General features: G+C 73.5%; 8 protein-coding genes. 5 read left to right on the top strand and 3 right to left on the bottom strand.

The annotated features are described in order from the left end of the window. Window positions 1-213: hypothetical protein (locus ACTIDRAF_RS34545; RefSeq protein WP_039788017.1), on the bottom strand; the 213-nt coding region annotated here is incomplete at its 3' end. Between the two features lie 71 nt (window positions 214-284). Continuing rightward, window positions 285-788: a redox-sensitive transcriptional activator SoxR gene (gene soxR / locus ACTIDRAF_RS0218175; RefSeq protein WP_016700153.1), complete on the bottom strand. Its 504-nt coding sequence runs from the start codon at window positions 786-788 to the stop codon at window positions 285-287. Between the two features lie 100 nt (window positions 789-888). Between soxR and ACTIDRAF_RS0218180 the strand changes: the two genes are divergently transcribed. From ACTIDRAF_RS0218180 to ACTIDRAF_RS33945, 4 genes are all read left to right on the top strand, one after another. Continuing rightward, complete coding sequence (locus ACTIDRAF_RS0218180; protein ID WP_016700155.1) at window positions 889-2,427, top strand: MFS transporter; 1,539 nt, start codon at window positions 889-891, stop codon at window positions 2,425-2,427. Window positions 2,428-2,459: 32 nt separating this feature from the next. Continuing rightward, entirely contained in the window at window positions 2,460-4,334 is a 1,875-nt protein-coding gene (locus ACTIDRAF_RS0218185; protein WP_211215375.1) for an ABC transporter ATP-binding protein, read from the top strand. Between the two features lie 60 nt (window positions 4,335-4,394). After that, complete coding sequence (locus ACTIDRAF_RS0218190) at window positions 4,395-5,183, top strand: TetR/AcrR family transcriptional regulator (protein WP_016700157.1); 789 nt, start codon at window positions 4,395-4,397, stop codon at window positions 5,181-5,183. 67 nt (window positions 5,184-5,250) lie between these two features. Next, window positions 5,251-5,418: a hypothetical protein gene (locus tag ACTIDRAF_RS33945; protein WP_157163122.1), complete on the top strand. Its 168-nt coding sequence runs from the start codon at window positions 5,251-5,253 to the stop codon at window positions 5,416-5,418. A gap of 38 nt (window positions 5,419-5,456) precedes the next feature. Here ACTIDRAF_RS33945 and ACTIDRAF_RS0218195 read toward each other — a convergent pair whose 3' ends face one another. Then, on the bottom strand, window positions 5,457-6,086 hold the full coding sequence (locus ACTIDRAF_RS0218195) for a MarR family transcriptional regulator (protein WP_016700158.1): 630 nt from the start codon (window positions 6,084-6,086) through the stop codon (window positions 5,457-5,459). A 29-nt stretch (window positions 6,087-6,115) separates the two neighbouring features. On the opposite strand from ACTIDRAF_RS0218195, the gene ACTIDRAF_RS0218200 reads away from it, so the two are divergent. Beyond that, a complete protein-coding gene (locus tag ACTIDRAF_RS0218200) occupies window positions 6,116-6,841 on the top strand; it encodes an SDR family NAD(P)-dependent oxidoreductase (protein ID WP_016700159.1) in 726 nt (241 codons plus the stop codon). Window positions 6,842-6,876: the final 35 nt, after the last annotated feature.

Genomic DNA, 6,876 nt, shown 5'->3' on the forward strand with positions numbered 1-6,876 from the left:
GACCGTCCGCCTCCGCCGGCGGGCGGCGCGACCGGGAACGACCAGCCCCCGCACCGCGCGGAACAGCGGTCCCCCACCACCTCCGCCGGTGATCTCCCCGCACGTCCCGGCCGCACCGGCCGTCGGGTGCGGCCGCACCACCGGCGTCCCCAGTGGACGAGCGGATCCGGTGACGGCCCGGAGCACGCGCCCGGCCAGGGAGCGGGTGGGCACGGGAGCAGCCTGGTCACGGCCGGGTGGCCGGGGTCGAACGCCGCGCCCCCGGGGCCCGGTCGTCGGTCCGCTCAGCACTGCGCCGGGGCGCGCACCCCGGCCGGGAACACCGAACATCCCTGGAGCCGCTGGGGACCACTGCCCTCCTGCCCGCACACGTCCTTCGGGTTGGCCAGGGCGCACCGGTCCAGCGACAGGCACCCGCAGCCGACGCAGTCGGTGAAGTCGTCCCGCAACTGCTCCAGGTACCGGATGCGCTCGCTGAGCTCGTGGTGCCACCGTTCGGAGATCCGCTGCCAGTCCTCCCGGTTCGGTGTCCGCCCCTCCGGCAACATCGCGAGCACCTCGGCGACTTCGGACAACGGGATACCCACCCGTTGGGCCACCCGGACGAGCGCGATCCGGCGCAGCGTGTCCCGCCGGTAGCGCCGCTGGTTGCCGCTGGTCCGACGGGAGCTGATCAGTCCCTGCCGCTCGTAGAAGTGCAGGGCGCTGACCGCCACCCCGGCCCGCTGGGCCACCTGTCCCACCGTCAACTCGTCCTGGTCCCACCGAGGACCCTCCACCGCCACCACGTCCCCACCACGCGCACTTGACCTGAATCTTGGTTCAGGTTCTACCGTTCCGGGCGGTGCCGGTCAAGGAACCCGCGCCACCCTCGAGAACAGGACTCCGATGACCACGACACACACCGCCCCCCGCGCCGGCCGCCGGGAGTGGCTGGGCCTGGCGGTCCTCGCCCTGCCCACGCTGCTCATCGCCATGGACATGACGGTGCTGCACCTGGCCGTCCCCGCACTGACCGCCGACCTGGCGCCCACCGGCACGGAACTGCTGTGGATCACCGACAGCTACGGGTTCCTCATCGCCGGCATGCTCATCACGATGGGCACCCTCGGCGATCGCATCGGCCGGCGGCGCCTGCTGATGATCGGCTCGGCCTCCTTCGGCGTCGCCTCCGTGCTCGCCGCGTTCTCCCCCACCGCCCTCACCCTGATCCTCAGCCGGGCCCTGCTGGGCGTGGCCGGCGCGACCCTCATGCCCTCGACCCTGTCGCTCATCCGCACCCTGTTCACCCACCCCCGGCAACGCACCCTCGCCGTCTCGGTGTGGATGACGTGCTTCGCCGCCGGTACCGCGCTCGGCCCCGTGGTCGGCGGGGTGCTGCTCAACCAGTTCTGGTGGGGATCGGTGTTCCTCCTCGGCGTGCCCGTCATGGCCCTGATCCTGGCCACCGGCCCCTTCCTGCTGCCCGAGACCCGGGGCGAACGCGCCGCGGGCCTCGACCTGATCAGCGTCCTGCTGTCCCTGACCGCCGTGCTCACCGCCGTGTACGGGATCAAGCACCTCGCCGAACACAGCCCGACCACCACGTCCCTGGCCTGGCTGGCCGTGGGTGGTGTGCTCGGCGTCGTCTTCGTCCGCCGACAGCGCACCCTGACCCACCCCCTGCTGGACCTGGGGTTGTTCCGCAACACCACCTTCACCGCCTCCCTGCTCACCCAGACCGTCGCGGTGTTCGCCATGGCCGGGGTGATGTTCTTCCAGGGCCAGTACCTGCAACTCGTCCTCGGCCTGTCCCCCCTGCGCGCCGGCCTGTGGATGCTGCCCGCGACCGCCGCCGGGGTCGTCGGCACCCTGTGCGCACCGCTGCTGGTGCGCTGGATCCGCCCCGCCCACCTGATGGCCGCTGGCCTCACCCTCGGAGCGGTCGGCCTGATCACCCTGACCTGGACCGGCAGCGACGGCGGCCTGCCCGTCCTGGTCGCCGGGTTCGTCGCCATCCAGATGGGACTGGGTCCCACGCTGACCCTGACCACCGACGTCATCCTCAGCTCGGTGCCCGCCCAGCGGGTCGGCTCGGCCTCCGCGCTGTCGGAAACCGGCAGCGAGCTGGGCACGGCCCTGGGCATCGCCGTCCTGGGCAGCGTCGGCACCGCCCTCTACCGGGGCGGGATGACGTCCCCGCCCGACGGTCTGGGTGAGGCCGCGGCCGCCACGGCCGGCGACACCCTCGGCGCGGCGGTCGCACTCGCCGAGACGCTGCCCGCCCCGCTGGCCGCCGACCTGCTCGGCCTGGCCCGCCCGGCGTTCACCGGCGCCTTCCATGTCGTGGCCCTCATCGGGGCCGCCCTGGTCGCCGTCATCGCCGTCACCGTCGTGCTGACCCTGCGGACTCCCCCGACCGCCGACGCCGCCGTCGGCACAGCCTGACCGCGCCCACCCCGTTCGGAGGCACCATGAGCATGGACATGACCGCGTGGACGTCGCTGCACCACGCGATGCACGGCGAACACCGCCGCCACCCCCTCTCCCGCGACACCCTGCGCCGCATCGCCCGGTTCGCCCGGCCCCACCGGCGCCTGCTCACCGGGTTCCTCCTGCTCAGCGTGGTGACCGCCGCCCTCGCCGTGGTGACCCCCCTGCTGGCCGGCCGCGTCGTCGACACCATCGACGCCGGCGGCCCGACCAGCGCGGTGGTCTGGGTGGCCCTGACCATCGCCGCGGTCGCCCTGGCCGAGGCGGGCCTGGGACTGCTCACCCGCTGGCAGTCCGCCCGCCTCGGCGAGGGGCTCATCCTGGACCTACGCACCGCCGTGTTCGACCACGTCCAACGCATGCCCCTGGCGTTCTTCACCCGCACCCGCACCGGCGCCCTGGTCAGCCGGCTCAACAACGACGTCATCGGCGCCCAACGCGCCTTCAGCGACACCCTCTCCGGAGTCGTGGGCAACCTCGTCACCCTCGTCCTCACCCTCGTGGTGATGCTCGGCATCTCCTGGCAGATCACCCTGCTCGCCGTGCTGCTCCTGCCCGTCTTCGTCCTGCCCGCCCAGCGGATGGGCACCCGACTCGCCCGGCTCCGCCGGGAGGCCGCCGCCCACGACGCCGCCATGGGCACCCAGATGACCGAACGGTTCTCCGCGCCCGGCGCCACCCTGGTCAAACTCTTCGGCCGCCCCGACCAGGAGTCCGAGGAGTTCGCCCGCCGCGCCGGCCGGGTCCGCGACATCGGTGTGCGCTCGGCGATGGTCCAACACGTGTTCCTCACCGCCCTCACCCTGGTCTCGGCGCTGGCGCTGGCCCTGGTCTACGGCGTTGGCGGTGTCGCCGCCCTGGCCGGTCAGCTCGAGCCCGGCGCGGTGGTGGCCCTGGCGATGCTGCTGACCCGTCTCTACGCGCCCCTGACCGCGTTGGCCAGCGCTCGCGTCGAGATCTCCAGCGCCGTCGTCGCGTTCGAACGCGTTTTCGAGGTCCTCGACCTGGTGCCGCTCATCCGGCAACGCCCGGACGCCCGCGACACCCCACCCGGACCGGTGTCGGTCGAGTTCGACGCGGTCGACTTCACCTACCCCACGGCGGACAAGGTGTCCCTGGCCTCCCTGGAGGACGTCGCCACCCTCGACACGCGGGAGAACCAACCCGTGCTGCGGTCGGTGTCCTTCCGGATCGAACCCGGCACCACGGTGGCCCTCGTCGGGTCCTCCGGCGCCGGCAAGTCCACCATCGCCCACCTGCTCTCCCGCCTCCACGACGTCACCTCGGGGACCGTGCGGATCAACGACGTCGACATCCGGGATCTCACCAGCGACTCCCTGCGCGACACCGTCGGCACCGTCACCCAGGACGGGCACCTCTTCCACGACACCATCCGCGCGAACCTGACCCTGCCCCGCCCCTCGGCCACCGACGCCCAGGTGTGGGACGCACTGCGCCGAGCCCGCCTGGCCGACCTCGTCGCCGACCTGCCCGACGGACTGGACACCGTGGTCGGGGAACGCGGCTACCGCTTCTCCGGAGGAGAACGACAGCGGTTGACCATCGCCCGACTGCTCCTGGCCTCCCCCCGGCTGGTGATCCTCGACGAGGCCACCGCCGCCCTCGACGCCACCTCGGAAGCCGCCGTCCAGGAGGCCCTGGCCGAGGCGACCAGCGGCCGCACCTGCCTGGTCATCGCCCACCGACTGTCCACCGTCCGCGCCGCCGACACCATCCTCGTCCTCGAGGAGGGCCGCATCGTCGAACGCGGCACCCACGACGAACTCCTCGCCGCCGAGGGCCGCTACGCCGAGCTGCACCGCACCCAGTTCGCCACCGCCCCCTCCTCGACGGTTACCTGACCCGCCGGCCCGGCGCACGACGCCGGGCCACCCCGGGGCAACGACTACGATTCCTCCTCCATGGCCCCCGAAAACCCCGGCCCCGCCGACCCGGCACGCAGCCTCGCCCTGCTCTGGAGGACCAACGTCCCCTCCGCACGGCGGGGCCGCCAGGGCATCGACGTCGAGGACATCGTCCGCGCCGCCGTCGACCTCGCCGACACCGAGGGCCTGGCCGCGCTGTCCATGCGCCGCGTCGCCCAACGGCTCGGGGTGGGCACCATGTCCCTCTACACCTACGTGCCCGGCAAGACCGAACTCGTCGAGGCCATGGTCGACGCCGTCTACGGGGAACTCGACCTCCCCGCACCCGGCCCCGGCCGGTGGCGGGACCACCTCGAGCACGTGGCCCGGCGGAACTGGGAGCTCTACCAGCGGCACGGCTGGCTGGCGCAGGTCCCCACCGCCCGCGCCGTGCTGGGCCCGCACGCCATCGCCAAGTACGACCACGAACTCCGCGCCCTGGACGGCATCGGGCTCACCGACGTCGAGATGGACGCCGTCCTCACCCTCGTCCTGGACCACGTGCGCACCGCCGCCCGGGCCGCGTGGGAGGCGGCGCAGACCGAACACCGCTCCGGGCTGAGCGACGAGCAGTGGTGGGCCGCGCACGCCCCCCACCTCACCCGGGTCCTCGACCCCGACCGGTTCCCGCTGGCCGCCCGGGTCGGGGCCGCCGCCGGCGCCGCCCACCGCGCACCGCACGACCCCGCCCACGCCTTCGAGTTCGGCCTGATCCGCCTCCTCGACGGCATCGAGGTCCTCGTCCGCGCCCGCGCGACACCCGCCGACACGGCCACCCCGGAATGAGCCGTCGGACCTGCGCTGACCCCCGCGCGTCCTCCCCCGCACCCCGTCGCCACCCGGCACGTGGTAGATGCCGCCCCAGGCTCGTCGAGGAGCACGACGCGAACGACGACGAGGTCGCCCCTCCTCCAGCGCGCTGGCCCCGCACAGCAACGCCCCGGTGATGCGCACCCAGAACCTGGCCCACCTGGTGCGGGTGATCTCCGGGTGGTACCGCACCCGCCCGGCGGGCCTGTAGGACACCGGGCCGGCGGGGGCGGCCGCCCGCCCGCCGGCTCACCCCGCGCGACCCGGACCGACACGCTCGGTGAGGTCGGCGAGCAGGACACGGAGCAGGTCGGCGAGGTGTTCCCGCTGCTGGCCGGTCAGGCCGGAGAGCAACGACTCCTCATGGCGCAGGAGTTCGTCGACGGCGCCCCCGATCACCTGGTGCCCCTCCGAGGTGAGCTCCACCACCACGGCCCGCCCGTCCCGCCCGTCCCGGCGACGCCGCACCAGCCCCGCCGCCTCCGCGCGGGCCACCCGCTGGGACACCGCACCCGGACTGACCAGCGCACGCCGCGCGATCTCCGAAGGCGCCAACTGGTAGGGGGGACCCGCCCGGCGCAGGGTGCTCAACAGGTCGCGGGTGGCGACGTCCATGCCGAGCCGGGCCATGGTGCGCCGCCGCTCGTCCTCCAGCAGTTTCGCGACCCGCCAGATCCGGGTGATGACGCCGATGGAGGCCACCGGGGCGCCGGGGCGTTCCCGCCGCCACGCCTGGGCGATGAGGTCGACCTCATCGACCCCGTCACCCGCCCCGGACCCGACGCCGGGGCGGGTGACGGACCCGTCGTCGTACGCGTCGTCCCGGGCGGACCCGGTGCTGGTTGCGGGAGTGTCGTGTTCGGGAGTACGGTCAGCCACCCCACTAGTTTAGACCTAAAGGAGTATGTGTGGTGCGCAGTATCGTGGTGACCGGCGGCGGCACCGGTATCGGACTCGCGGTGGCCTCCCGGTTCGCCGCCCAAGGCCACACGGTCACCATCACCGGCCGACGGAGCGACGTGCTCACCGACGCCGCGACCCGCCTCGGAGCCCGAGCCGTGCCCTTCGACGCCAGCGACCCCGACGCGGTGACCGCCGCCCTCACCGACCTGCCCGAACGGGTCGACGTCCTGGTCAACAACGCCGGCGGCAACATCGGATTCGACCTGCCCTCCCGCAACCAGGACGATCTCACCGGCCTGGCCCAGGAATGGCGGGCCAACTACGCCGCCAACGTGCTCTCGGCCGTGCTCGTCACCACCGCGCTCACCCCCCGGCTCGCCGACGACGGCCGCGTCATCATGATCGGCTCGATCGCGGCCCGCACCGGAGCCGGTTCCTACGGAGCCGCCAAAGCAGCACTGGAAGCCTGGACCATCGACGTCGCCACCCGCCTCGGACCACGCGGCATCACCGCCAACCTCGTCTCCCCAGGCCTGATCGAGGACACCGAGTTCTTCCGAGGCCAGCTCAGCGACCAGCGACGCGCCACCCTGATCTCCCGCACCGCCACCGGCCGAGCCGGCGCACCCGAGGACATCGCCGCCACCTGCGAGTTCCTCGCCTCCCCCGGAGCCGGCCACCTCACCGGACAGGTGTTCCACGTCAACGGAGGCGCCCACTTCGGACGCTGACCCCCGCCCGACCTCCGCGCCCCGCCCGGCCCCGC

Source organism: Actinoalloteichus spitiensis RMV-1378, assembly GCF_000239155.1.
Lineage (GTDB): Bacteria > Actinomycetota > Actinomycetes > Mycobacteriales > Pseudonocardiaceae > Actinoalloteichus_B > Actinoalloteichus_B spitiensis.

Coding starts and splice junctions, on each gene's coding strand:
- ACTIDRAF_RS0218180 (WP_016700155.1), top strand. CDS start 889: ATGACCACGACACACACCGCCCCCCGCGCCGGCCGCCGGGAGTGGCTG.
- ACTIDRAF_RS0218185 (WP_211215375.1), top strand. CDS start 2,460: ATGGACATGACCGCGTGGACGTCGCTGCACCACGCGATGCACGGCGAA.
- ACTIDRAF_RS0218190 (WP_016700157.1), top strand. CDS start 4,395: ATGGCCCCCGAAAACCCCGGCCCCGCCGACCCGGCACGCAGCCTCGCC.
- ACTIDRAF_RS33945 (WP_157163122.1), top strand. CDS start 5,251: ATGCCGCCCCAGGCTCGTCGAGGAGCACGACGCGAACGACGACGAGGT.